This is a genomic window from Microbulbifer sp. TB1203 (genome assembly GCF_030997045.1).
GTDB lineage: Bacteria > Pseudomonadota > Gammaproteobacteria > Pseudomonadales > Cellvibrionaceae > Microbulbifer.
Window position 1 is genome coordinate 2,497,529 of sequence record NZ_CP116899.1, and the last position, 25,236, is coordinate 2,522,764.

Consider the following 25,236-nt stretch of genomic DNA (forward strand, 5'->3'; position numbering starts at 1 on the left):
AGGGTAAACGCGGGGCCGCCCTTAGAGCCTGTTCATAATCTCCTGATGAAGTTGGCAGACCGGGTGGGATGGCCCTTTGCGGGACCGTATGAGGCAGGGATGCCGATTACGAGCGTACAGGGATGTATTCACAGCGTGTCCCGCAAAGGGCCATCCCACCCGGTCCCGCTGAGAAGTGCAAGATTATGAACAGGCTCTTACAGACCTCCCTGCTGAAGCAGAAACAGCCACCGCTCCACCCCTTTCAAAATCATATCCACCGCAAAGGAACCGGTGAACAGTGCGGTGATGCGTCCGGCGATTTCCACGTAACGCTCCACGTAGCGCTCGTGGCGGGTCTGCACCCAGTCGTGGAGAATTTTCAGCAGGATCATGGAAATGGCAGCGACGACTATGGCCAGTGTTATGGCGAGGGAGGCAGCGGGGGCGCCGACACGGCTGCCGGCGATCACCGAGGCGCTGATAGTGCCCGGACCGACGATAAACGGCATGGCGATGGCCCCGGCCACTTCTCGGGACTGCGTACTCATGACATCCACCGGCGGCCCCATGCCCAGGATCAGGCGGGTTCCGATAATCAGGAAAGTCATTCCGCCAAAGATCATAAAGGCCAGGAAGCGCACCTGGAACAGATTGTCGAAAATCCGCTCGCCGAACCAGGCGAACAGCAGAAAAACCAACAGGCTGATCAGGAAAGCGCGCACGATCAGCTGGGTGAAAAGCCTGAGCTCCACCCGCTTGACCAGATCCAGCAGGTAGATGCTCATAATGAACGGATTCAGCAGTACCAAGAGCAACAAAAAGGAGTTGGCAAACTGCTCCCAATCCAGATTCATTATTTTCCTTCAGCCTGTTTGAGCAGCGGCCGGATCAGGTCCAGCGGCAGCGGGAATACGATGGTTGAGTTCTTTTCCCCGGCCACGTCGATCAGTGTCTGCATATAGCGCAGGGTGATGGCGTTGGGATTTTTGGACAACTCTTCCGCGGCTTCGGTGAGCTTCATCGCCGCCTGGGCCTCGCCCTCTGCGTGGATCACCTTGGCGCGACGGGAGCGCTCCGCCTCCGCCTGGCGGGCGATGGCGCGGATCATGCTCTCGTCCAGGTCGATGTGCTTGATTTCCACATTGGTGACCTTCACACCCCAGGCGTCGGTCTGCTCATCGAGAATCTTCTGGATATCGATATTGAGCTTGTCCCGCTCCGACAGCATCTCGTCCAGCTCGTGCTTGCCCAGCACCGAACGCAAGGTGGTCTGCGACAGCTGGCTGACCGCCTCGTGGTACTGCTCCACATTGATGATCGCCGACTGCGGGTCCACCACCCGGTAGTAGACCACCGCGTTGACCTTCACCGAGACGTTGTCCCGGCTGATTACATCCTGGGTGGGCACATCCATCACCACCACGCGCAGGTCCACCCGCTCCATGGTCTGGATCACCGGGATGATGATGATCAGCCCCGGACCCTTCACCGCCTGGAAGCGGCCGAGAAAAAACACCACCGCGCGTTCGTACTCGCGCATGATGCGGATGGCGTACATCACCAGCAGTACGACTGCCGCGATCAACAGTCCGATAAAGTAACTGAACATCGTTATTCTCCTTTCTCCGGTTCCACCGTCAAAGTCAAACCCTTCTGTGCCACCACCGTAACCCGCTGTCCCAGCTGCAGCGGCTGGTCACAGCGGGCGCGCCAGATCTCTCCATTCAAATGCACCAGCACTAAGTCTTCCTGCAGGGAAGTCACCACCGCACTGCGCCCCACCAGGGCCTGGTCAGGGGGAATGCGCGGTTTGCGAAAGCTGCGCCCCACCGCCATCAGCAGCCCCAGCATTGCCAGCCCGCTGACCCCGGCGATGGCACCGATCAACTGGCGCGACACCCGCATGCCGGGAACATCGGTGTCGATCAGCATCACCGAACCGATCACCAGCGCGATTACGCCGCCAATTCCAAGGGCGCCGAAACTGGGCATAAACACTTCCGCCACGATCAGCAACGCGCCGAGGATAATCAGCGCCAGCCCCGCGTAGTTGATCGGCAGCACCTGCAGCGCGTAGAAGGCCAGCAGCAGGCAGATGACACCGACAATGCCGGGCACGAGGGCGCCGGGGTTGTAGCCCTCGAAGATCAGGCCGTAGATACCGATCAACAACAGAATATAGGCCACCTGGGGATTGGTGATCAGCGCCAGCAGTTTGTTGCGCCAGTCCGGCTCGTAGCTCTGCCGCGGCAGCTCGGCGATATTGTCGGGGATGGTAAATTCACCGCTCTCCAGCACCACCTTGCGCCCGGCGGCCTGCCGCAGCAGGTCGCCCTGGTCCTTGGCCACTATATCGATCACATTCATCTCCAGCGCCTCGCCGGCGGTGAGGGTGGCCGCCTCGCGCACCGCCTTTTCCGCCCAATCGGCGTTGCGTCCGTGGCGGTTGGCGAGGCCGCGAATAAAGGCGACCGCATCATTGGTGACCTTGCGCTCCATGGCATCGCCGGAGGGCTGCGGCTTTTTCTCTCCCTCTTTGCCCTCCTCTTCCGCGCCCTCATCTTTCTGCGGGCTTTCGCCGGGCGGCTGCTGCCCGGGCGCACCGCCCATCTGCACCGGGGTTGCGGCGCCCAGGGTGGTGGACGGGGTCATGGCGGCGATCTGGCTGGCGTAGAGGATATAGGTGCCGGCACTGGCGGCGCGCGCGCCGGCGGGATGGACATAGGTGGCAACAGGAATACTGGAGGCGAGAATATGCTTGATGATGTCGCGGGTGGCGGCATCCAGGCCGCCGGGGGTGTCCATGGTGATCACGAACAGCTGTGCGCCGTCCTCTTCCGCCTCCTCCATGGCGCGCACCAGGTAGTCGGTTGTGGCAGGCCCTATTGGGCCATCGATGGAGAACTCCGCCACGTGGGCGCCGTTCACCTTCTTCCGGCCTTCCGGCGTCTCCTGGGCCATAGCGCAGACCGACAGCAGCAGGCCGTTCAGCAACAGCAGGGCCGCCCCCGCCAGCCACGAGGCCGATCGACATCCCAGTAACCGCTTCGACATGGCACCAATCCCGATGCAAAGTGAGTGGCAGTACCCGCAGGTTAACAGAAAACACCCCGCTTGCCAGAGAGGCGCCCGATATACCCAATCCCTGACCTGGGTCACAAAAGCGCGATGGAGGCTATTTGTTAACCAATCTGTCTGTGCTAAGTTTCCGGCCAGTTGCTCAGGGATGGGAGCGAAATAGCAACGATTGATGACCCTGAGCCTTCTATGAAACGCCAACTTACCCACCCGACCGCCGGTATCCGCTGCCTGCAGCCGTTTTTTCTGTTCCTGCTGATCGGCCTGGCGCTGCTCTCCATCGCCCGCCTGGGTCTGATCACCTGGCAGTGGCCGCGGGTGGGTGAACAGGGCATTACCGGCTTCCTGCTGCTGCAGGGATTGCGCTTCGATATTGTCGCCTGTTCGCTGCTGTTGCTGCTGCCGGCGCTGGCCACTCCGCTGCTGGCGCTGCACCCGCGCAGTAACGCCCTCTGGCAGAAGCTGCTGACCATCTACCTGAGCGCCTGCTTCGGCTTTCTGCTGTATATGGAGATGGCCACACCGTCGTTCATCGACCAGTACGACCTGCGCCCGAATATCCTGTTCGTGGAATACCTGCGCTATCCGCAAGAAGTGGCGTCGATGCTGTGGAAGGCTTACAAGTTGCCGATCCTGCTGGCCGCGGTGGTCATTCCCCTCGCGGTGACCCTGGTCTACCGCTCTCTCCGCCGCGTGCGGAGCGACAGCACCACCAGCCCCCTCTCGGTCCTGTGGATGCTACCGCTGGTGCTGGTAGTCGGTGCCCTGGGCGTTCGCTCCACCCTGGACCACCGCCCGGTCAACCCCAGCACCGTCGCCGTATCCGAGGACCTGATGGTCAACGACCTGGCCCTGAACTCCACCTACAGCCTGCTGTACGCCATCTACGAGGCGCGACGGGACGAGAAGGGCAAGGCAGTGTATGGGGAAATGCCACGGGAACAGGTAGTGCGGCTGGTACGAGAGAATATGCGGCTGCCCGCAGACAGCTTCACCAGCGAGCAATTACCCACCCTGCACCGACAGCAGCCGCTGAAACAGAGAGACAAACCCCTCAATCTGGTGATCATCCTGCAGGAGAGCATGGGCGCGCAGTTCGTGGGTGCCCTGGGCGGCCGGCCCCTCACCCCCGAGCTGGATGCGCTGGCGGACGAGGGCATCTGGTTTGAAAACCTCTACGCCACCGGCACCCGCTCGGTGCGCGGCATCGAGGCGGTGATCACGGGCTTCACCCCCACCCCGGCGCGCAGCGTGGTCAAGTTGGGGCGCTCGCAACGCGACTTCTTCACCATCGCGGAGCTGCTGTCCAGGCGGGGCTACGACACCAGCTTTATCTACGGTGGCGAATCCCATTTCGACAACATGGCGCGCTTCTTCGTTGCCAATGGCTTCGAGCGCATCGTGGACGAAAACGACTTTGCAAACCCGGTATTCGAAGGCTCCTGGGGCGCCTCCGATGAAGACCTGTTCGCCCGCGCCCACGAGGAATTCGAAAAACAGGGGGACAAGCCCTTCTTCAGCCTGGTATTCACCTCCTCCAACCACTCGCCGTTCGAATTCCCCGACGGCCGCATCGAACTCTACGATGCGCAGAAAGCCACGGAAAACAACACGGTCAAATACGCCGACTACGCCATGGGCCAGTTTTTCCGGCGCGCGAAGCAGTCCAATTACTGGAAAGACACCCTATTCCTGGTGATCGCCGACCACGACGCCCGGGTGCGCGGCGCCTCCCTTGTGCCCATCGAACACTTCCATATTCCCGGGCTGATTCTCGGCGCCGACGTCGAGCCGATGCGCTACAAGCGGGTGGCCAGCCAGATCGATATGCTGCCCACCCTGCTCTCGCTGATGGGCCTGAGTGCGGAGCATCCGGCCATCGGCCACGACCTGCTGCGCCCGGAGCTGGCGGGCACCCCGGGCCGGGCGATGATGCAGTACAACGCCACCCAGGCGTATATGGAGGGGGATAAAGTGGTGATCTTCGAGCGCGGCAAAGCGCCGTCCCAGTATCGCTACCAAAACGGCGAGCTGGAGGCGACGGAGGAAGAACAGTCGTTTGTCGACGAGGCCATGGCCCACTCCCTCTGGGGACCGCTCAGCTACAAGGAGCGGCTCTACCGCTTGCCGGCCGAACCGCAGATGGCCGGCGGCGGCCAGCAGCAGGGGCGCCACAAGATCGAGGCGGCAAAGTAGATTTATCGCTCCAGGGCTTTCAGCGCGGCGCGGGCTCGGCGCTCCCGGCTATACGGGATGCCGACGGCTGTGCCAGCGCACCGCGTGGGCGTAATGGTCCACCTTGTCCTCCACTCCCAGCAGCAGCGCGAACAGCGCCATGCGCACCAGCAGACCGTTGTCGGTCTGGCGGAAAATGGCCAGGCTGGGATGTTCGTTCAGATCGATGTCCAGCTCGTTGGCCTCGGCGCGGGAATCCCGCGGCAGGGGATGCATGATCACCGTGTTGGGTTCCGCGTGGCGGGTGAAGATATCCCGGTTCAAGCGGAAGCGGCCGCGGTAGCGGTCCGCCTCCTCCTGGGAGGCGAAGCGCTCCTCCTGGATGCGCGTGGAGTAGACGATATCCACGTGGGCGATAGCGCTCTCCAGTTGATCGGTCACGGTCACCTGGTGCCCCGCCCTGCGCAGCCGCTCCACGATCTCCTCCGGCATCGCCAGCTCCGGCGGCGATACCAGCGCCACCTGGACCCTGCCGAACAGGCACAGCAGCTTGCACAGGGAATGCACCGTACGCCCGTGCTTGAGGTCGCCGATCATCGCAATGCGGAATTCGTCCAGGGAGCGCCCGTGTCCCTCCAGTTCCTTGCGGATGGTGTAGAGGTCCAGCAGCGCCTGGGTGGGATGTTCGTTGGCGCCGTCGCCGCCGTTGACCACCGGCACCCGGCTGGCGGCGGCGAACTCGGCCACAGAGCCCTCCTGTGGATGGCGCATGCAAATGACATCACTGTATCCGGACAGCACCCGCGCGGTGTCGTAGAGGGACTCGCCCTTGGCCATGGCACTGGCGCTGATGCCCACCGTTTCGCGCACGGTGCCGCCGAGCAGGTTGAAGGCGGCACCGAAACTGAGGCGAGTGCGGGTGCTGGGTTCGAGAAACATATTGCCGAGGATGGCCCCCTCCAGCACCCGGGTGACCTTCTCCCGGCGCGCGTAGGGGCCCATGGCGTCCGCCACTTCGAAAACGCGGTCGATATCGACCCGTTCGAACTGGCTGACAGAGAGGATATTGGCTCCGATAAAGTCCATTGCTACTCCACTTAGTGCGCCTTTTGGGCGCGAGTCTTTACCGGGGCTGCATTCTACTGGAAAACCCCGCAGCTCCCATCCCAGATATCAAATTGTAGGAGCGGCCGCTGGCCGCGATCGTTATCTACTACGAAGACAGATCGGATCGCGGCCATGGGCCGCTCCTACAAGGGATTCGTCCACCACCTCAGGCCAATAGGCTATCGCCCCAACTTTCCAGTTGATCGAGGAGTTCCGTTTTCTCCGGAAACTGCTCGCGCAGGCCGGCGATCTGCTCGAAGTAGGCCTCCAGGGTAATGCTGGCACCGGCCGCCGGGTCGGTCAGGCGGCGGTAGCGCCACTCCTGCCAGCGCTGCCGCTCCTCCGTCGATAAGGTGTCGGGAAAGTTGCGCGCGCGCAGGCGGAACAGCAGTTCCGGCAGGCGCCTGTCGGCGAAGGGGATGTCGCCGGCCAGTGTCCCCGAGCCGCGCTCGGCCAGGGTGCGGTGGAGTTGGCGGCAGAGATCGCGGTCGGCGTCGTTGAGAAAGCCGTCGTAGAGGCTGGCCTCCACATCCCGCGGGGGAAAATCGCTGTCGAGATAAACCCTGTGCAGTTTCTCCGTCAGGTCGGCATCCCGCAGCCTGTACCAGTTGGCCTCACAGGCTGCCTTGTCGATTCCCAGTTCCGCCGCGCGTTTGTCCTCGAGCATTTTGGCCGGCGCCAGCACCGGGCAGCGGTTCAGGTGGATCAATTTCAGGCCCACCGGCAGTTCGCTCTCGGCCAGGTCGTCGCGGGCGGTATAGAGGCGTTCGCGCAGGGTTTCCGCATCCAGGCTGAGCAGCGGCTCCGGGTCCATGGCCAGGTTGGCGGCGATCACCGCGTTGCGGTTTACCGGGTGCGCGGCCAGCGGAACGATATAGGTGAGATGCCCCTGGGACGCGGGCACCTTGCCGGAGATATGCAACAGCGGCTTGCGGTTGCGCAGGTCGATCAGCCCGCCGGCCTCCTGCTTGCGCCGCAGCCGGTAGACGTAGTCGTACAGTCTGGGCTGCCTGTCGCGCACCAGGCGCGCCATGTCGATGGTGGCGCGCACGTCGGAGAGCGCATCGTGAGCCCCCTCGTGAGCAATGCCGTTGGCGGCGGTCAGTTCTTCCAGCCTGAACGACGGCACGCCCGCCTCCCGCTCCGGCCACCGGATACCCTGGGGGCGCAGCGCGTAGGTGAGGCGGACCATATCGATAATGTCCCAGCGGCTGTTGCCGGAGCGCCACTCGCGCTCGTAGGGGTCGAACAGGTTGCGGTAGAGGGTGTGGCGGGTCACCTCATCGTCGAAGCGCAGGCTGTTGTAGCCCACGCCGCAGGTGCCGGGCGCCCCAAGTTCGGCGAGGACGCGCTGGATAAATTCGATCTCGGGCACCCCCTCGGCCAGGGCGCGCTGGGGGCTGATGCCGGTGACCAGGCTGGCCATGGGCTGGGGCAGGCAGTCGTCGGCGGGGCGGCAGTAGAGCATCAGCGGCTCGCCGGTGATATTGAGATCCTCGTCGGTGCGAATGCCGGCGAACTGGGACGGCTTGTCCGCAGCCGGATTGGTGCCCCAGGTTTCGTAGTCGTGCCAGTAGAGTGTGGTGTCGCTCACGGGTCCCCCTGTTTTTTGGGCGCATCATAGCATCGCCGGGAGCGCGGAGCCCCCCGGGACGGGTCTGCTGCTATACGTAAAGGACGTGGACAATATTTTCGCGCGGGCGGTGGAAGCCGGGGCCAAAACCAAGCGTCCGCCCGCGGATTCAATTCTACGGTGACCGCACCGGCATCCTGGAGGACCCCTTCGGTCACGTCTGGTTCCTGGCCACCCATATTGAGGACCTGTCCATGGAGGAGCTTCAGCGCCGGACGGCACAGTGAGGGGCAAACCGGCGATCTAGTGTGGTGTAAGGTACTAATTGTGTATATCAGCGGGCCGCTAAGCGGCCAGATGCAAGGCGCATTTGCGCTGGCGTAGCTGTTCTACGTCAAGCAAATGCAACGCCGCAGATGGCTGCTTAGCGGCCCGCCCGAAGGGAGCCCCCCAAATCGTCCACAGCTGCGTTGCCGCTCTTGAAAAGGGCGCGCCATTCCCTGCGAGCGGCGCCTAACTGTGAACAATTTGGGGGGCTCTGATATACACAATTAGTACCTTACACCACACTAAAAACCTGCCCCGGGATATCGAGCCCATGGCTGACTACTGGATACTGGCGGCAACCTTTGCCGTGGCCGCCCTGACCCTTCTCCCCGTGTGGCATTTCGAGGCCTGGTGGATCCGGGTTCTCGATTTTCCCCGCCTGCAGCTGTTCCTGCTGGCGCTGGTTGTGCTGGCGCTTCAATTGATTCTGCTGGACCTGTCGAAACCGGGCACCTGGCTCGCAATCGCGGTGGTGCTGGCCTGCGCGGGATACCAGGCGTGGTGGATCACTCCCTACAGCCGGCTCTTTCCCGTGGAAGTGGACTCCGCCGGGGACGGGGGAGACCGGCTGAGCTTTATCACCGCCAACGTGCTCGCCTCCAACCGCAACGCCGCGGCCCTGCTCCGGCTGGTGCGGCAGCACCGGCCGGATATTCTCGTCACCCTGGAATCGGACCACTGGTGGCAGGAGAGGCTGGACGAGCTCGAGGCGGACTACCCCTACACCATCAAGTGCCCGCAGGAGAACCGGTACGGCATGCACGTCTACTCGCAACTGCCGCTGTCCGACTGTGCGACGGAATTCCTGGTGGAGAAAGATGTGCCCTCCATGCAGGCCGTGGCCACTCTGCCGTCCGGCCACCGGGTATGGCTGCACTTCGTGCACCCCGCTCCCCCCAGCCCGGTGGATAACGAGGAATCCTCCGAGCGGGATGCCGAACTGATACTCGTGGCCCGCAGGGTGGCCGGCAGCAAAATGCCCGTGGTGGTGACCGGCGACCTCAACGATGTGGCCTGGTCGGATACCACTCGCCTGTTCCGCAAGATCAGTGACCTGCTCGACCCCCGGGTGGGGAGGGGCATGTTCAATACGTTCCACACCAAATACTGGTTCCTGCGCTGGCCGCTGGACCATGTATTCCACAGCCACCACTTCACCCTGGGGGAAATGACCCGCCTGCCACCTTTCGGCTCCGATCATTTTGCCCTGCTGTTCGCCCTGGTACTGCAACCCAACTCCCGGGACGAAGACGACGGACTGGAGGCGGAAGAAGAGGACCGCCAATGGGCAAATGAAAAGCTCAAGAGACGGGACACTTAAGGCAGGGCGGTTGCAAAGCCGCCCCTGCCCATTAAAATCCCGCGTTTCCCCCAAAAACCACAGCAGTCCCCACCTATGAATATTCGCCAGTTGCTCACCGACAAATTCCAGGCCGCCATGCTCGCCGCCGGTATTCCCGAAGACTGCGGCCCTGTGGTTGCGCAGGCTCGAGTGGCGCCGGCGAAAAAAGCGGGCTTTGGCGACTACCAGGCCAACGGCGCCATGGCCGCCGCCAAGCGCATGGGCACCAACCCCCGGGAACTGGCCGGCCGCATCGTCGGACAGCTGGACAAGGGCGAGATGATTGAAAAGGTGGAGATCGCCGGCCCCGGCTTTATCAATATCCACCTGAGTGAATCCTGGCTGGCCCGGAGCCTGGCCGCCGCGGAACAGAGCGGGCGCCTGAATATCGCCCCGGCCGCAGAGCCGCAGACGGTGGTGATCGACTACTCCTCCCCCAACCTGGCCAAGGAAATGCACGTCGGCCACCTGCGCTCCACCATTATCGGCGACGCCCTGGCGCGGCTGCTGGAATTCCAGGGCCACAAGGTGATCCGCCAGAACCATATGGGCGACTGGGGCACCCAGTTCGGCATGCTGCTGGCGCACCTCTCCGACCAGCTGCAAAGCGAGAATGCCGAGGTGGCCCTGGCGGACCTGGAAGTCTTCTATCGCGAGGCCAAGATCCGCTTCGACGAGGAAGCCGGCTTCGCCGACCGCGCGCGGGAATATGTGGTAAAACTGCAGGGCGGCGACCCGGAATGCCTGAAGCTGTGGCAGCAGTTTATCGATGTCTCCATCAGCCACAGCGAGGAGATCTACGAGAAACTCAACGTCACCCTGAAGCGCAGCGATGTCTACGGCGAGAGCCAGTACAACGACGACCTGCCGGTACTGGTAAAGGAGCTGCTGGAGCGCGGCATCGCCGTCGAGGACCAGGGCGCCATCGTCGTCTTCCTGGAGGAGATGGCGGACAAGGAAGGCAACCCCAGCCCGATGATCATCCAGAAGAAGGGCGGCGGTTACCTCTACGCCACTACAGACCTGGCCGCCATCCGCTACCGCGCCAACAAGCTCAAGGCAGACCGAATCCTCATTGTGGTGGACACGCGCCAGTCCCTGCACCTGCAGCAGGCCTTTACCGCCGCGCGCAAGGCCGGTTTCCTGCCGGAATCCGTCTCCCTGGAACACTGCGCCTTCGGCACCATGATGGGCAACGACGGCAAGCCGTTCAAAACCCGCACCGGTGGTACGGTAAAACTGTCCGCTCTGCTGGACGAAGCGGTGGAGCGCGCGGAAAAACTGGTGGCGGAAAAGAACCCGGACCTGGATGCGGACACCTGCGCGGAAATCGCGCGCAAGGTGGGCATCGGCGCGGTGAAGTACGCGGACCTGAGCAAGACCCGCACCAACGACTATGTATTCAGTTGGGACGCCATGCTCAGCTTCGAGGGCAACACCGCGCCCTACCTGCAGTACGCCTACACCCGCGTGCGCAGCATCTTCCGCCGTGCCGGTATCCAGCCGGGCGAACTCAAAAGCGAGATCCAGTTGGGCACTCCCGAAGAGCGCGCCCTGGCGATCAAGCTGTGTCAGTTCGGCGAAGTGCTGGACCAGGTGGCCAAAGACACCTTCCCGCACGTGCTCTGCACCTACCTGTACGAGCTGGCCAGCGCCTATATGGTTTTCTACGAGGCCTGCCCGGTGCTGAGGGAGGGCGTGCCGGAGGAGCAGAAGCAGAGTCGCCTGCAGCTGTGCGACCTGGTGGCTCGCACCATCGCCACCGGGCTGGATCTGCTGGGTATCGAGGTGCTGGAGCAGATGTAACGAGCGGCGCGATGCGCCGCAAGCCGAGCTGGGGCTCGGCGCTCCCGGGAACGCCGAGCCCCAGCTCGGCTTGCGGGCCAAAGGTCCGCCACACCAAAGGCTGAATTGTGAAAATCCTGATTACCGGCGCCTCCGGCCTCCTCGGGCGCAGCGTCTTCAAACGACTGGATGCCAGCCCGGATTTTTCCGCAACCGGCACCGCCTTTTCCCGCGCCGGCGAGCGGCTGCTGAAACTGGACCTTACCGACGACGAAGCGTTGCGCAAAACCCTGCGCGAAATTCAGCCGCGGGTGGTGATCCACTGCGCCGCCGAGCGCTGGCCGGACCGCTGCGCCGAAAACCCCGATGACGCCTGGCAGCTCAACGTACGCAGCACGCAACAGCTGGCGCAGCTCTGCAGTCAGGCCGGCGCGCAGCTGGTGTATATCTCCACCGACTACGTGTTCGACGGCAGCGCCCCGCCCTACTCTGTCGACGACACGCCCAACCCGGTCAACTTCTACGGCCGCAGCAAACTGGCCGGCGAGCAGGCGGTACTGGAAAACGGCGATCACTGGGTGCTGCGCCTGCCCTGGCTGTACGGCCCTGTGACCCACCTGCACGAGTCCGGCGTCACCGCGCTGCTGGAAACCGTCGCCAGCAACAAGCCGGCAACCCTGGACCACTGGGCCATCCGCTTCCCCACCAGTGTGGAGGATGTGGCGCGGGTATTGGAGCAGTGCCTGCAGAAGGCCGCCGCGGGGACGCGATTTTCCGGCATCTACCACTGGAGCGGCGATACCCCCTGCACCCGTTATGAACTCGCTCATATCGTCGCCCGCGCCTGCGGGCTCGACGCCGCCCATCTGAGCGCCGACCCGGAACCCCGGTTCGCCGAACCGCGCCCCTACAACTGCCTGTTGGACAAATCGCGGCTGGTGCAAATGGGCATTGCCGGCGGAGAACCGCTGGAAACCCAGCTGGCACGCCATTTGAAACCTTTTCTGAATTCAGGGTGGGGAAAATAGGGGCAGAAAATCGCCGTCAGGCGATTTCCGCCGGTGGGGAAAAGGAAGTCCCGGCAAGGTCCTTATGCGGAAGATCCCTCAGCTCGCTGGCCAGTGCCTGCTCCAGCAACAGCTGCGCAATGGCCAGCTCGCAGTCTTTCATGATCCACAGCTCCGAATGCCAGACCAGCGGACCGCTTTCCCCTGACGGGACATCGACCGCAGACTTCTGCGTGAGGGCGGAAATTCCCGCCTTTTCCAGCAATGTATACAGGTGACTGACTAACAACTGATCGCTGGCGGTATAAATCCTCTGCGCCATGACAAGCTTCTTCCGCATCCCTGGCGGCTAACAATTCCGGTTATTGAATTTCTCCTTGTTTACCCAAAACGCAACTTCATTTGGGGTACCTGTAAACATAGCCCAGCGACTGGCTGGGTGTGTGGAAACGAAGTGAGAAGCTGCGACAGCTGCCCGCAGACAGTGTTGGAAGATTCCTGGATTGCAGCGCACGGACTACCGCATCATTCTTTTTGACCGCGCATCTTGTCGAGCATTTTGTCCACGCCCTCGGGAGTGCAGAGTTCACTGCCGTACCTCTCCACAGTGGCCGCGCCCGCCGCCACTGCGTAACGGGCGGCTTCCTTCAGCGATTTTCCCCTGTCGATGGCCAGGGCAAAGGCGCCGAACATGCTGTCCCCCGCACCCGTTGTATCGACAAGGTCCACCGGGGGAGACTCGATATATTCGCTGCCGTCCCGGGTCACGCATACTGCGCCTTCACTGCCCAGGGACAGCAGTATGATTTCCACCCGCCGCTCCTTGCGCACTGCCGTTTCAGCTTCCTCGATCAAATTCCGGCGGCTGGTTCCGCAATCGCGGATTCGGCCCCACTCCTTCGCGTTGGGTTTGATGGCGAAGAGCTGCTCTTCCGCCAGGGCCTTGCGCACGGCGGCGGACGGCCCGTCGAGAAACAATCGCGCACCCCGGCGATTTGCCACCGCGGCCACCCGAGCGTAGAAGTCCTCCGGAACCCCCGGAGGCAAACTGCCGCTGGCCATCAGCAGCGCGTCTTTCTCCAGAACTTCCTCGAGCTTTTCGAGGGCACTTCGCCACTCCTTTTCGCTCAACTCCGGTCCGGGCAAAATAAACCGGTATTCCCCTTCCTCATCCTCGGGATTCACGAGCAAACTGAGGCGGGTATCGCCTTCGATATTCACCCGCACCGTCTTGACGCCAAGTGCCTTCAGGCGATGCTCCATAGACCCGTCCACATCGCCCCCGGAGCAGAACAGAGCAGCAGATTCACCTCCGAGGTTTACAATGGCACGGCTGCAATTGATACCTCCGCCACCGGGGGTGGTGCGCACCTTTTTGCAGCGCAGTTTGCTGTGGATTTTGAGTTCCGGCACGGTGAACGCCACGTCCAGTGCCGGGTTCATGGTCAGCGTCCAGATCATCAAACACTCTCACGTTGGCCAGGAGGAAGACGTGTCAGCCGTGGTGGTCTGCATTTGCCGCCAACTCCAGCGCCTCTATCTCTTCGACACTGTTCGACAACTGCTCCACCCCCGCCAGGTCGTCGGAGTAAAGCTGGTAATTGTTCTTGCCCCGGTATTTGGCGTGATACATCGCGATATCCGCTTTTTGCAAAATTGCCTCCAGGGTACTGCCGTGCTGGGGAATGGCCACCACGCCGATACTCAGGGTGACTGCCACCATTTCATCGCCGATTTTTACCGGCTCTCCTGCGATGCTCAGCATTTTTTCCGCCAGTGTGCGATAACTGCCCGCATCGCTCAGGGAGCGCACGAATACGCAGAATTCGTCGCCCCCCAGCCGCGCAACGATATCACCAAAGCGCATCACACTGACCAGCCGCTGCGCAATCACCCGCAGCAGATCATCGCCGCCCTGGTGCCCGAGGGAGTCGTTCACCTGCTTGAAGTCATCCAGGTCGACGAAAAACAAATAGCCGGTGCCTTCGCCGAACTCGCCATCGTGCAGGTATTTTTTCAGCTCCTCGACAATGTTGTGCCGGTTGGCGAGGCCGGTGAGCGTGTCGTACATGGCTATGCGCTCCAGCTCCGCAGTGTTCTGTGACACTATCTCCTTCATCACCTCCAGCTGATCGCATACTGCCAAGCCGGTGGCATCGAGCACATCGAGTTCGTCGTAGTGGGAAAGGCGCTTGGATACAGGCCGGATCAGGTCGCGCGCCGCATCGAACTTGCCGTCGCTCAACAGGGGCAGTGCCTCCGCCAGCCGGCGCAGGCGGAAGATCGGCCGCCACAGCATGCCGGTGACCGCACCGATAAAAACAAAGGCGCCCAGTACCGATAACAGCAACAGTAGCTTCAGCGAGTCTTCAATATGGCCCACCTGATCGGAGACGTTGTCGATAATTACGAAATGCGCGCCCTTCTCGTCGCCGTTGATCACCGGAATGGTTTTCACGTCAAAACTGTTATTTTCGAACAAATAGGTTCCGGAAAAATTCAGGCCCGGCATTTCCGTCTCCTCCGCAGCCACCTGGCGCAGCAGTGGCATCAGCATTTCCCTCGATGTGAGCGCGATCACTTCCCGGTTCCAGGCGTCCAGGTAATCGCTGGTGTGGAAGGCGGAAGCACTCTGTTCAGCCGAAAGGATGCCGATATCCGAACCGGTGATTTCCCGGAACGAGAGCAGTTCGCCGGCCAGGGACCGGTCCACCTGCAGCACGTAGTCGGTATTGTCGCCGGCGATCACTGGCACCGCCAGGCTCTGTACGCAGGTTTTGGTGCAGCGCACGCTCTCCAGTGGCTGGCCGCTGATGATTACCTCGCGAACCTGCGCCGCGGTCAGGCGCCGGGTGGACTTGCCCCAGGTAAATGGCGGCTGCTCGTCGTCGGTGTACAACTTGAGGGATTCCAGCCCCCAGCTGATCTGCAGGTATTCCCACTGGCGATCGAATAGTCCTCGCAAAATTTCCGGGCTGGCGGACGTGCCGCCCCGCCACAGGACGATCAGGTCCGCAAGCTGGATCAGATCCTCGCGGGATTGGTTGAGCAGCCCGGAGATCTGGTACTGATAGGTGAGGTAGCGGTTGTTGCGGTTTTTTTCCAGCAGGGAGTACAGGTTGCCGTTGCCCAGCAGAATAAAAAACAGGCACATGGCCACCACTAGCAGCAGTGAAAAAATACTGGCCTTTACCCGCAGACTGTGTAATCGCATGTTTCCTTTGCAACTCCAGATTTACTGATATCCCACTGTCGGTCCTGGCCCAGCGTTAAAACCGGTAATTTATCAGCGCCGCCAGCATTCCTCACCGCTTCTCCAGTTCACCGACTTCCCGGTTGTCCGCCAGCGACAACCAGGCGTGCCGTCCACGCCATGGTACTCCAAGGCGGCCATCCAGTGGGTTATCGTGGTCATGGCGCAACGTCGCGGGTGCGCTGCTCCGCGGAGTCCCGGGTCCCGACGCGGTCCACCGCGTGCCACAGGTCCCGCAGTGGATCAGAGTGAATGGATTGAGACAACAGCCCCGATGGGCGGCTTCCCGAGTATGGTAGAAGTCCGGTAAGGCAACTCAGGGCCGCTCAGCCGGTTAGGATAAAATAGCGCCAAACGTTCCGCAGCAGGATTTACTTCACAATTTATGGCATAAAATAGCACGTCAATCGCACTCTGCACATTGATTGCCGACAATGCTTGCGATTGCTAAGATGCGCGCCTTTCTCACTACTAGCCTCTGGTTTTCTAGCTATGACCCAGCCATCTCTCCAGCAGTTGGAACAGCACGACGCCTTTATCCGCCGCCATATCGGCCCGGACCAGGCGCAGGTCCGCGAAATGCTGGAAACCCTCGGCGTCTCCAGCCTGGAGGAGTTGGTCGAGAAAACGGTGCCGGCGTCGATCCGCAAAACCGACGAGCTGGACCTGGCGGACGCGGCGGGCGAAGAGGAAGCCCTGGCGGAGCTGAAGTCCCTGGCCCGGCGCAACAGGATCTATCGCACCTTTATCGGTATGGGCTACCACGACACCGTCACGCCCAATGTGATCCTGCGCAACGTGCTGGAAAATCCCGGCTGGTACACCGCCTACACTCCCTACCAGCCGGAAATCGCCCAGGGCCGCCTGGAGGGCCTGCTGAACTTCCAACAGATGATCATGGACCTCACCGGCATGGAACTGGCCAACGCCTCCATGCTCGACGAAGGCACCGCCGCCGCGGAAGCCATGGCCATGTGCAAGCGCCAGGTGAAGCGCAACAAATCCAATGTTTTTTTTGTAGACGCCGACTGCCACCCGCAGACCATCGCCGTGGTCAGGACCCGCGCCGAGCACTTCGGCTTTGAAATCCGGATCGGCGACGTTGAAAAAGACCTGCCCACTGAACTGTTCGGCGCCCTGCTGCAGTACCCCGGTTCAACCGGCGCAGTGCGCGACCTGACCGATATCATCGCCAGGGTGCACGAGGCCGGCGGCCTGGTGACCGTGGCCGCGGACCTGATGAGCCTGGTGGCGCTGAAAGCGCCCGGCGAAATGGGCGCGGATGTGGTGGTCGGCAGCAGCCAGCGCTTCGGTATCCCCATGGGCTACGGCGGCCCCCACGCCGGTTTCTTTGCCTTTCGCGAAGCCTACAAGCGCTCCGCCCCCGGCCGCATCATCGGCGTCTCCGTGGACAGCAAGGGCAAGCGCGCCCTGCGCATGGCCATGCAGACCCGCGAGCAGCATATCCGCCGCGAGAAGGCCAATTCCAACATTTGTACCTCCCAGGTTCTGCTGGCGGTGATGAGCGCTTTCTACGCCGTCTACCACGGCCCCGAGGGCCTGAAAACCATCGCCATGCGCATCCAGCGCCTGGCCGACATCCTCGCCACCGGCCTGGAGAAGAAGGGCTTCAGCCTGACTCACGACAGTTGGTTCGATACCCTGACCGTCGCCACCGGCGGCAAACAGGGCGAAATCTATCAGCGCGCACTGGACGCAGAGATCAACCTGCGCAAAGTGGGAGACGATGCCCTCAGTATCAGCCTGCACGAAACCGCGAAACTGCAGGACGTGTCCGACATCATCAATGCATTTACCGGCGCCGCGCACGGCCTGGATCTGCATGCACTGGACAGAGAGATCGCCGCCAAGGGCCCCAAGGGCCTGCCGGGCGCGCTGGCCCGCGACAGCGAATTCCTGACCCACCCGGTGTTCAACAGCTACCACTCGGAAACCGAGATGCTGCGCTACCTCAAGTCCCTGGAGTCCAGGGACATTGCGCTGAACCACTCCATGATTCCGCTCGGCTCCTGCACTATGAAGCTGAACGCCACCGCGGAAATGATCCCGGTAACCTGGCCGGAGTTCGGCAAGCTGCACCCCTTCGCCCCCGCCGACCAGGCCCAGGGCTACGCTGAAATGTTCACGCAACTGCAGCAGATGCTGGCCGCCTGTACCGGCTACGACGCGGTGAGCCTGCAGCCCAACGCCGGCTCCCAGGGCGAGTACGCCGGCCTGGTGGCGATCAAGAAATACTTCGAGGCCAAGGGGGAAACCCAGCGCGATATCTGCCTGATCCCCGCCTCCGCCCACGGCACCAACCCGGCCTCGGCGATGATGGTCAGTATGAAAGTGGTCGTGGTTGCCTGCGATAATAAGGGCAACGTGGATATCGCCGACCTGAAAGCGAAGATCGAAGAGCACGGCGACCGCATCGCCGCGCTGATGGTCACCTACCCGTCCACCCACGGGGTATTCGAGGAAGGTATCCGCGAGATCTGCGAGCTGGTGCACAAGGCCGGCGGCCAGGTCTACATTGATGGCGCCAACATGAATGCACTCATCGGCGTGGCCGCCCCGGGCCAGTTCGGCGGCGACGTATCACATCTGAACCTGCACAAGACCTTTTGCATTCCCCACGGCGGCGGCGGCCCGGGCATGGGCCCGATCGCGGTGGGCGAACACCTGAAGCCCTACCTGGCCGGCCACCCGGTAACCGAAGTGCCGGATACCGACACCGCCAACGGCACCATTTCCGCGGCCCCCTGGGGTTCCGCCAGCATTCTGCCGATCAGCTGGATGTACATCCGCATGATGGGCAAACAGGGGATGAAGCGGGCCACCGAGATAGCAATCCTGAACGCCAACTATGTGGCCAAGTGCCTGAGCCAGGACTACTCGCTGCTGTACACCGGCAGCAACGGCTTCGTCGCCCACGAGTGCCTGGTGGACCTGCGCCCACTCAAGGAAGCCAGTGGTATTTCTGAAGAGGACATCGCCAAACGTCTGATGGACTTCGGCTTCCACGCGCCCACCATGTCCTTCCCTGTGGCCGGCACCCTGATGATCGAACCCACCGAAAGTGAATCCAAGGAGGAACTGGACCGCTTCGTCGAGGCCATGGCAATCATCCGCCAGGAAGTCGAGGACGTGGCGAGCGGCAAGTACAGCGCCGAGGACAACCCGCTGCGCAATGCGCCGCACACCCTCGAAGACGTGATGGCGGACCAGTGGACCCACGGCTACTCCCGCGACGTGGCCGGACGCCCGGCGGCCTGGCTGAAGGAGCACAAGGTGTGGCCCGCGTCCAACCGTATCGACAACGTGTACGGTGATCGCAACCTGGTGTGCTCCTGCCCGCCGATCGAGGCCTACGCGGAGTAAGCCGGGGGCACCCTGGGACCACCGAGCTCCAGCTCGGCACGCGGGCCGCAGGCCCGCTAAGGACTCGCAGAATTGTGCCGCTACAGCGTATCCCGCAGAAAGCCTCCGGCAGCAGGATCACCCAGTTCCTGACCAGTGGGGCGGCCCTGCTACCGGGTTCTACCTCGCGAGACACGCCGTGAATACATCCCTGTAGGCTTGTCTGCGAGGTCCCTCTCGCAGACAGTCTCGCGAGGTAGAACCCGGCATCAGGGCCTTCGCATCAAGCACCGCGCCTAAGTGAACAGCATTAGGGAAAACCCCCGACCTTTTTCTATCCACGAACCATCAGCCAATCAAATCGCCAGCGACGCCCGCCGCCTGCGGCGGGCCTGGGTAATCAGCAGGGAGAACATCAGCAGGGCCACGCTGATAATAAAAATGGACAGGCCGAGATAATCTCCGCCCATGGACCCGAGGAAGGTGGCCGGGGGGATATCCCCCGTATATTGGTATCTCGCCGCCGCCATACCGGTGTAGTGCATACCGCAGACCGCCACCCCGGCGATGGTGGCGCTGCCGAAAATCTGCCAGGAACCGCGCATACGGAAAGCCATCCACAGAGCCACCGAGGATGCGATCACCGCGATAACCACCGAGATGATCAGCAGGTTCAGGTCGTAACCAACCTCCGCCGGCATCAGCATGGCCGCCATACCGGTGTAGTGCATACCGGCCACGCCGCAGCCCATAAAGAAGCCGGCGAGCAGCAGTTTATCGAGGCTGAACACACCGAGTCCCGCAATGGCCAGCCCAATGGAGCAAGCGCCGATTGCAATCAACGCGGATACCAGAGTAGTCAATACGTCGTAGGCGACGGGTATATCCATCTTATAAGCCAGCATGGCGATAAAGTGCATGGCCCAGATCGCACCACCGCCCATGGCTGCACCCGCTGCGAGAATTGCGTTGCGTTTTTCCCTGCCGCCCCGTGCCTGGGGTATGCCAATCGCCAGCTGCAGGGCCGTAAAAGCGCCTAAAACGGATATCACATAAGACAAGGCTACTAATGTGAGGTTATAGTGGCCGAACATTGTTTGCTCCCGGATTTCCCGGCTTACCTGCCTTTATGTAAAAATATTTCCAATCAACTCATCACCTCAAAAATACAATCCTCCGCACCATCGCTGCGGCAACAGACCTCCCGCACAGTCACCTGCCCCTCCACGCCCGATTCCTGCAAAACTCCCTGCAGAAAACCGCAGAAAAAATCCCCGTTGCGACAGCGGCTGCCGGGTATGCACAAAGGGTTGTTCTTAATGCGCAGCGCGTGACCCTTCAGGTCGGCGGAGAGCAGATTGCGCATGGCCGGCAGGGCGATCTGCTTGAGTGCGCTATCGAGATCCAGGCGGCCGCCCAGGGCATAATCCCGTTTGTACACCCAGACCCCCACCCGGCGGCCCGCGAATTCCATACTCGCGCCTTTCTGCCCATCCGGGAGCTTGTTGCGCATACTCAGCAGGCGGGGGAAGATTCTCGGATATTCTTTCGCCAGAGTGGGCAGCTCCGCCTCCACCAGGCCCACCGCCGGAGCGCTGCATATCCCGTCCTTCAGGCTGCGGCCCACCGGATGGGGGATACGCCGCGGGGGTATCTGCATCGGGGTGGTGGAGGGGGAGTTGGAGGCCACCTGGTGCTCAGACTCGAAGCTGAACACCATGGGATGGGAGCCCATCCGCTCCTCCAGCTCCAGCAACCGTTCCTCCCTGCCACTGACCCGCAGCCAGAGTTCAACACCTCCATCGAGGACGGACATTCTCTGTCGCAGCAGGGAAAAGCCGCTCTGGATAATCAGATTCCCCAGCTCGCGCAGCAAACCCTCGCGACGATCGGACAACACGGTAAATTCGACTTCCATTGTTTACCTTATATTTATCGGCCTGACCGGATATTTGGTTTTGCTATCGACGCAGCAACGGAACCGGGAACTGCTGTCCCGAAGACGTATTTTTAGTTCTTCTATGCATAGCACCAATTTCGCACCTCACAAGTTATTGGCGCCAGATCCTTCGCCAAGAATGAGATCCGTGCAATCGGTCACAGAAGTGGTAATGGAGGGAAAAAGAAATTGTCAGGAGGGAATAGTGATAGGGCGTTTCTAAAAATCGGGAGCCCTACGGCATCAATTTTTAGAGGACATTTTAGTGAAATATCACGTCACATCAGGAAGCGGGCTGTTGCAAAATGCTCGCAACAGCCCGAAGTCCGCTAGCGCTCAGCGCCCTCTCGGCACTCACCGCGCACTTCGCCGCCAGCAGCGTAGACGCTGCGCTCCAGTTCGAAATACCCCTGGCGGCAAAATCCGGTCTCAGTCAGTTTCTGTTCCATGGCCCGATCAAACTGCAACTCGCTGCGCACCCCGCTGCCATTGTGCGCCATATTGCGGCCCATGCGGCTGCCGCCGACGCCGCTTTCGGTAAAGGGGCGCGGCACACCCGCGCGCAGTACTTCCAGAGAATAGGTGAAGCGCTTGGCGCCATTGGCCGCGATCTCCGTGTGAAAGGATTCCTTCAGACCCGGTATCGGCAGCGGCTGCTCACTGGCACAAGCGAGAACAAACAGCGGCAGGGAAAAAGCCACAAACCGCCGAAGCCCAAAGGCTCGAATAAAACTACTCACTGTTGCTTTTTTCATTCAGATCTCCTCGCTCCGCGCCATTCTTCCAGCGCCGTATAAAATTTTGTTTTTTGGTTCCAACAACCACAATACAAGTCCGCCAGCTACTCCAGATACCCGGATATATCGATCCAGGCAATTCCGTTCGGGGTTCCCGTCGCTCCCGGACTCTGCAGGGCAACGAGCGCCAGTTTTGTCCCGTCCGGAAAAAACTTCGCATGCTGTGCCTGATAGCCCGGATCGGTCAGCTGCTTCGAGGCCTTCCCGGGATTTTTCGTGTCGAACAGGTAAATGGCATAACCTTCCCCACTGCGCGCCGATTCAAAGACGACATAGCGGCCGTCCGGCGACCAGGCGGGTGCGCGCCCCTGGTACTGTTCGTTGTAGCAGTCTATCGGGGCGCCCTGTTCGAGCGGTGCCGAGGTGAATACAGGGGCATTCCCGGAATTGAGGAAAATGTAATTGGCATCCTGGTTGTATCCACTGGGTGCCGGGTGTGACCCCTTGGGCCAGTTTGCAATGTCGGGTTGGCCGGCAAAAGCCACCAGCAGGTCGTTGACCGGATTCACCGCGGGCATGCCGCCAAACAGCGCATTGCCATCGGCGTCACTGCCGTTCATGTTGGCCCAGACTATTCCGCCGGATGTGTCGATCCGGCTGTTGCTCGGCCGCGGCTTCGCCGAAGTGCTGCCGTTCTCGACGGTGAGCGTCGCCCCGTCCGGGGACCAGGCCGGATAATTGAGGCCATTTGTGCCGCCGATCTGCCACGGCGAGGTGCCGTCGCCGTCCGCGATCCAGACGGATTGCGCATCTCCGTTGAAAGCGACGGTGTTCGCCGCCCAACACCAATCCGCCCGCGTCTGTTGATCGGGGCCCCCCGCCGGTATGAATACGACCGGATCGGGATCGCCCAGATCGTCGACCACATAGAGGGTGGTATCGCCGGCGGGGGCTCCGGACTGGAATACTGTCCGCTCGAAAATGACAACCGTCCCGTCGGGCCCCACTGCCGGCCGGTAGTCGCTGTAGTGCGGGTCCTGTGTGATGAAATTCAGGATCGGGTACTGATCCATAGTCCGCTCCTCTGATCGTTGCCGGGCATACAGCGCACGGATTTTTGAATTCCCCATCCGACGGGAAAACCGGCAGCTTGCAATCCGATAGTGGTCCCGACAAAAGGGCTATTTGAATACTACGGTCTTGTTGCCGTGAATAAACACCCGCTCCTCCAAAACCAGTTGTAACGCACGGCTCAGTACCAGTTTCTCCACATCGCGCCCGGCAGTCGCCATGGCATCGGCGGAATAGGCGTGGTCCACATGAATGATGTCCTGCTCGATGATCGGCCCCTCGTCCAGATCGTTGGTGACGAAATGGGCAGTGGCGCCGATGATCTTCACTCCGCGGGCAAACGCCTGCTGATAGGGTCTGGCGCCGATGAATGCCGGTAAAAAGGAGTGGTGAATATTGATGATCCGCCCCCGGTAGCGGGTTACGAAAGCGGGGGTGAGCACGCGCATATATTTGGCCAGCACCAGGTAATCCGGCTGGTAGCCGTCCACCAGCGCCGCAACCCGCTCCTCGTGCTGCTCCCGTTCCAGGCCGTCCGCCGGCAGGCAGTGGAAGGGGATATCGAACTTCTCCACCAGCCCGCCCAGGTCCGGGTGGTTGCCGATCACCGCGGCGATCTCCACATCCAGGGCCCCGGAGTAGCACTTCATCAGGATGTCGCCCAGGCAGTGGGGCTCGCGGGTGACCATCAGCACCAGGCGCTTGCGCCCGCTGGCCACCAGGCGCCGCTCCGCGCCCTCCGGCAGGGCCATGTCCAGGTCCTCCAGCAGGGTGGTATCGTTGAAATTGCCCTCCAGCGCCGTGCGCATGAAGAATCGCCCCTGCTGCCGATCCACGAACTCGTCGTTCTTGGTGATATTGAGCTGGTGCTTGTAGCAAATATTGGTGATCTTGGCGATCAGGCCCTTGGCATCGGGGCAGTCGGTCAGCAGTATCTTCTTTTCCATGGTCAAAATTCAGGCCAAACGTTCGGTGCCCAAACTATACACTATGGCGGATTATTGATTCACACACTAAGGGCTGTTATGGACAAGAACCTCTATGCCGAGCATATCGCCATCCTGCGCAACCGCTACGACGCCATCCTCGAGGAGTGCGGCTACGACACCCTGAATGTCTTCAGCGGCGCGCCCAAAGTACAGTTCCAGGACGACAACTACTATCCGTTCAAAGCCAACCCGCAGTTCAAGGCCCTGGTGCCGGTCACCGACAACCCCCACAGCTGGATCATCTACCGCCGCGGGCAGAAGCCCAGACTGCTGTTCTACCGCCCGGTGGACTTCTGGCACTATGTGCCGCCGGCGCCGGACACCTTCTGGAGCGATCACTACGATATCGAGCTGCTGGGCAAACCGGCGGATGCAAAGGCATTTCTCGGCGACAACTCTTCCCTTGAAAAGACGGCCTTTATCGGCGAGACCCAGAGCCTCGACGGCTGGCCCATCGGCATCCCCAACCCGGAAGCCCTGATCGCCCGGCTGCACTGGGCGCGGGCCTACAAGACCCCCTACGAAATGGCCTGCCTGCGGGAGGCCAACCGCATCGCGGTGGGGGCCCACCGGGCCGCGGAGGACGCCTTCCGCGGCGGCGCCAGCGAGTTCGAGATCAACATGGCCTACCTGGCGGCTGCCGGCCAGGGCGAGAACCGTATGCCCTACGGCAATATCGTCGCGCTCAACAGCCACGCGGCTATCCTGCACTACACCCACCTGTCCACCGAGCGTTTGCCGGAAGCAAACCTGAAAAGCTTCCTGATAGACGCGGGGGCCGACTGCCACGGTTACGCCGCGGATATCACCCGCAGCTACGCCTTCCGCGACGGCGACTACGCGACACTGGTCCAGGCAATGGACGAGATGCAACAGGGCCTGGTGGCACAGATGCGGGTGGGCCTGGCCTACCCGGACCTGCACCGGGACTGCCATCTCAGGGTGGCCGGGATCCTGCAGCGGTTCGGCGTGATCGCGACGTCGCCGGAGAGCGCGGTGGAATCCGGCCTCAGCCGCACCTTCCTCCCCCACGGCCTGGGCCACTTCCTCGGCCTGCAGGTGCACGATGTGGGCGGCCACCAGACGGCGCCGGAGGGCGGTACCACCCCACCGCTGGCGGAATACCCCTTCCTGCGCACCACCCGCACCATCGAGGCGGGCCAGGTGTTCACCATCGAACCGGGACTCTACTTTATCGACAGCCTGCTGGCGGAGTTGAAAGACTCCCCTCTGGCGAAGGAGGTGAACTGGGACAAGGTGGACGCCTTCCGCCCCTACGGCGGTGTGCGTATCGAGGACAATGTGATAGTGCATGCGGACCGGGTGGAGAACATGACCCGGGACTGCTACGCGGAATAGATTCCCCCGGGATCGCGCTTTCCCTTCTTACTATTCGCCCTGTAGGAGCGGCGGGGCGGCCATCCGCCCATGGCCGCGATCAGACTTCCTGCCAACTGAGAACCCGATCGCGGGCATGGCCCGCTCCTACAGGGTCCTGGTAGGAGCGG

General features: G+C 61.9%; 19 protein-coding genes. 6 read left to right on the plus strand and 13 right to left on the minus strand.

The window, feature by feature from the left end; translation table 11 throughout:
* Positions 1–197: 197 nt before the first annotated feature.
* Genes PP263_RS10460 through PP263_RS10470 form a run of 3 tightly spaced genes read right to left on the minus strand, consistent with a single transcriptional unit; the run spans position 198 to position 3,036 of the window.
* Positions 198–836, minus strand: coding sequence for a MarC family protein (locus PP263_RS10460; protein WP_308368372.1), 639 nt, complete (start codon positions 834–836; stop codon positions 198–200).
* Positions 836–1,591 carry a slipin family protein gene (locus PP263_RS10465; RefSeq protein WP_308368373.1) on the minus strand — a complete coding sequence of 252 codons (756 nt, stop codon included), beginning with the start codon at positions 1,589–1,591 and terminating at the stop codon, positions 836–838. Before PP263_RS10465 ends, PP263_RS10460 begins: the two co-directional genes overlap by 1 nt.
* A gap of 2 nt (positions 1,592–1,593) precedes the next feature.
* Complete coding sequence (locus PP263_RS10470) at positions 1,594–3,036, minus strand: nodulation protein NfeD (RefSeq protein WP_308368374.1); 1,443 nt, start codon at positions 3,034–3,036, stop codon at positions 1,594–1,596.
* Positions 3,037–3,249: 213 nt separating this feature from the next.
* Between PP263_RS10470 and PP263_RS10475 the strand changes: the two genes are divergently transcribed.
* Entirely contained in the window at positions 3,250–5,256 is a 2,007-nt protein-coding gene (locus tag PP263_RS10475; protein WP_308368375.1) for an LTA synthase family protein, read from the plus strand.
* 48 nt (positions 5,257–5,304) lie between these two features.
* Here PP263_RS10475 and PP263_RS10480 read toward each other — a convergent pair whose 3' ends face one another.
* Positions 5,305–6,321: an aspartate carbamoyltransferase gene (locus tag PP263_RS10480; RefSeq protein WP_308368376.1), complete on the minus strand. Its 1,017-nt coding sequence runs from the start codon at positions 6,319–6,321 to the stop codon at positions 5,305–5,307.
* 187 nt (positions 6,322–6,508) lie between these two features.
* Entirely contained in the window at positions 6,509–7,936 is a 1,428-nt protein-coding gene (gene sbcB, locus PP263_RS10485; RefSeq protein ID WP_308368377.1) for an exodeoxyribonuclease I, read from the minus strand.
* Positions 7,937–8,513: 577 nt separating this feature from the next.
* Between sbcB and PP263_RS10490 the strand changes: the two genes are divergently transcribed.
* The 3 genes from PP263_RS10490 (at position 8,514) to PP263_RS10500 (ending at position 12,397) form a co-directional block, all read left to right on the plus strand.
* Positions 8,514–9,563 (plus strand): endonuclease/exonuclease/phosphatase family protein, encoded by a 1,050-nt coding sequence (locus PP263_RS10490; RefSeq protein ID WP_308368378.1) that lies wholly within the window; start codon positions 8,514–8,516, stop codon positions 9,561–9,563.
* A 75-nt stretch (positions 9,564–9,638) separates the two neighbouring features.
* Positions 9,639–11,390 carry an arginine--tRNA ligase gene (argS, locus tag PP263_RS10495; RefSeq protein ID WP_308368379.1) on the plus strand — a complete coding sequence of 584 codons (1,752 nt, stop codon included), beginning with the start codon at positions 9,639–9,641 and terminating at the stop codon, positions 11,388–11,390.
* A gap of 107 nt (positions 11,391–11,497) precedes the next feature.
* Complete coding sequence (locus PP263_RS10500; RefSeq protein ID WP_308368380.1) at positions 11,498–12,397, plus strand: SDR family oxidoreductase; 900 nt, start codon at positions 11,498–11,500, stop codon at positions 12,395–12,397.
* A gap of 16 nt (positions 12,398–12,413) precedes the next feature.
* Here PP263_RS10500 and PP263_RS10505 read toward each other — a convergent pair whose 3' ends face one another.
* The 3 genes from PP263_RS10505 to PP263_RS10515 form a co-directional block, all read right to left on the minus strand.
* Entirely contained in the window at positions 12,414–12,698 is a 285-nt protein-coding gene (locus tag PP263_RS10505; protein ID WP_308368381.1) for a hypothetical protein, read from the minus strand.
* Positions 12,699–12,901: 203 nt separating this feature from the next.
* Positions 12,902–13,837 (minus strand): 1-phosphofructokinase family hexose kinase, encoded by a 936-nt coding sequence (locus tag PP263_RS10510; RefSeq protein ID WP_308368382.1) that lies wholly within the window; start codon positions 13,835–13,837, stop codon positions 12,902–12,904.
* A 34-nt stretch (positions 13,838–13,871) separates the two neighbouring features.
* On the minus strand, positions 13,872–15,590 hold the full coding sequence (locus PP263_RS10515) for a GGDEF domain-containing protein (protein ID WP_308368383.1): 1,719 nt from the start codon (positions 15,588–15,590) through the stop codon (positions 13,872–13,874).
* A 531-nt stretch (positions 15,591–16,121) separates the two neighbouring features.
* Here PP263_RS10515 and gcvP point away from each other — a divergent pair.
* Positions 16,122–19,013, plus strand: coding sequence for an aminomethyl-transferring glycine dehydrogenase (gene gcvP, locus PP263_RS10520; protein WP_308368384.1), 2,892 nt, complete (start codon positions 16,122–16,124; stop codon positions 19,011–19,013).
* A gap of 335 nt (positions 19,014–19,348) precedes the next feature.
* Here gcvP and PP263_RS10525 read toward each other — a convergent pair whose 3' ends face one another.
* The 5 genes from PP263_RS10525 to purU form a co-directional block, all read right to left on the minus strand.
* Positions 19,349–20,086, minus strand: a complete 738-nt coding sequence (locus PP263_RS10525; protein WP_308368385.1) for an MHYT domain-containing protein — start codon at positions 20,084–20,086, stop codon at positions 19,349–19,351.
* A 53-nt stretch (positions 20,087–20,139) separates the two neighbouring features.
* Entirely contained in the window at positions 20,140–20,910 is a 771-nt protein-coding gene (locus PP263_RS10530; protein WP_308368386.1) for a hypothetical protein, read from the minus strand.
* 350 nt (positions 20,911–21,260) lie between these two features.
* Positions 21,261–21,686 (minus strand): hypothetical protein, encoded by a 426-nt coding sequence (locus PP263_RS10535; protein WP_308368387.1) that lies wholly within the window; start codon positions 21,684–21,686, stop codon positions 21,261–21,263.
* Positions 21,687–21,772: 86 nt separating this feature from the next.
* Entirely contained in the window at positions 21,773–22,741 is a 969-nt protein-coding gene (locus PP263_RS10540) for a hypothetical protein (protein ID WP_308368388.1), read from the minus strand.
* Positions 22,742–22,849: 108 nt separating this feature from the next.
* Positions 22,850–23,686, minus strand: coding sequence for a formyltetrahydrofolate deformylase (purU, locus tag PP263_RS10545; RefSeq protein ID WP_308368389.1), 837 nt, complete (start codon positions 23,684–23,686; stop codon positions 22,850–22,852).
* 78 nt (positions 23,687–23,764) lie between these two features.
* Between purU and pepQ the strand changes: the two genes are divergently transcribed.
* Entirely contained in the window at positions 23,765–25,087 is a 1,323-nt protein-coding gene (gene pepQ, locus PP263_RS10550; RefSeq protein WP_308368390.1) for a Xaa-Pro dipeptidase, read from the plus strand.
* The last annotated feature ends 149 nt before the right edge of the window (positions 25,088–25,236 follow it).

Excerpts from the sequence above, each read along its gene's own strand:
- PP263_RS10535 (WP_308368387.1), bottom strand. The coding sequence starts at position 21,686 with ATGAAAAAAGCAACAGTGAGTAGTTTTATTCGAGCCTTTGGGCTTCGG.
- PP263_RS10540 (WP_308368388.1), bottom strand. The coding sequence starts at position 22,741 with ATGGATCAGTACCCGATCCTGAATTTCATCACACAGGACCCGCACTAC.
- PP263_RS10475 (WP_308368375.1), top strand. The coding sequence starts at position 3,250 with ATGAAACGCCAACTTACCCACCCGACCGCCGGTATCCGCTGCCTGCAG.
- PP263_RS10465 (WP_308368373.1), bottom strand. The coding sequence starts at position 1,591 with ATGTTCAGTTACTTTATCGGACTGTTGATCGCGGCAGTCGTACTGCTG.
- PP263_RS10530 (WP_308368386.1), bottom strand. The coding sequence starts at position 20,910 with ATGGAAGTCGAATTTACCGTGTTGTCCGATCGTCGCGAGGGTTTGCTG.
- PP263_RS10480 (WP_308368376.1), bottom strand. The coding sequence starts at position 6,321 with ATGGACTTTATCGGAGCCAATATCCTCTCTGTCAGCCAGTTCGAACGG.
- purU (WP_308368389.1), bottom strand. The coding sequence starts at position 23,686 with ATGGAAAAGAAGATACTGCTGACCGACTGCCCCGATGCCAAGGGCCTG.
- PP263_RS10470 (WP_308368374.1), bottom strand. The coding sequence starts at position 3,036 with ATGTCGAAGCGGTTACTGGGATGTCGATCGGCCTCGTGGCTGGCGGGG.
- gcvP (WP_308368384.1), top strand. The coding sequence starts at position 16,122 with ATGACCCAGCCATCTCTCCAGCAGTTGGAACAGCACGACGCCTTTATC.
- PP263_RS10525 (WP_308368385.1), bottom strand. The coding sequence starts at position 20,086 with ATGTTCGGCCACTATAACCTCACATTAGTAGCCTTGTCTTATGTGATA.
- PP263_RS10490 (WP_308368378.1), top strand. The coding sequence starts at position 8,514 with ATGGCTGACTACTGGATACTGGCGGCAACCTTTGCCGTGGCCGCCCTG.
- PP263_RS10505 (WP_308368381.1), bottom strand. The coding sequence starts at position 12,698 with ATGGCGCAGAGGATTTATACCGCCAGCGATCAGTTGTTAGTCAGTCAC.
- pepQ (WP_308368390.1), top strand. The coding sequence starts at position 23,765 with ATGGACAAGAACCTCTATGCCGAGCATATCGCCATCCTGCGCAACCGC.
- argS (WP_308368379.1), top strand. The coding sequence starts at position 9,639 with ATGAATATTCGCCAGTTGCTCACCGACAAATTCCAGGCCGCCATGCTC.
- PP263_RS10460 (WP_308368372.1), bottom strand. The coding sequence starts at position 836 with ATGAATCTGGATTGGGAGCAGTTTGCCAACTCCTTTTTGTTGCTCTTG.
- PP263_RS10510 (WP_308368382.1), bottom strand. The coding sequence starts at position 13,837 with ATGATCTGGACGCTGACCATGAACCCGGCACTGGACGTGGCGTTCACC.
- PP263_RS10515 (WP_308368383.1), bottom strand. The coding sequence starts at position 15,590 with ATGCGATTACACAGTCTGCGGGTAAAGGCCAGTATTTTTTCACTGCTG.